A 250-nucleotide genomic window follows, 5' to 3' on the forward strand; every position below is an offset into this window, starting at 1 on the left:
AGAGTCGTAGTGGGTCCTGTAGTTAAGCCACAGGACGTAGGGCCAATCTCCTATGTAAGACTAGGCGACTAAATCCCCTACGTACCTCGGCTTGACCGAGGTATCCAGCAGTACGAAGTGAGTGATTAGAGTCGTAGTGGGTCCTGTAGTCAAGCCACAGGACGTAGGGCCAATTTCCTATGTAAGACTAGGCGACTAAATCCCCTACGTACCTCGGCTTGACCGAGGTATCCAGTAGTACGAAGTGAAT

The organism is Paenalicyclobacillus cellulosilyticus (assembly GCF_014647315.1).
Classification (GTDB): Bacteria; Bacillota; Bacilli; order Alicyclobacillales; family Alicyclobacillaceae; genus Alicyclobacillus_J; species Alicyclobacillus_J cellulosilyticus.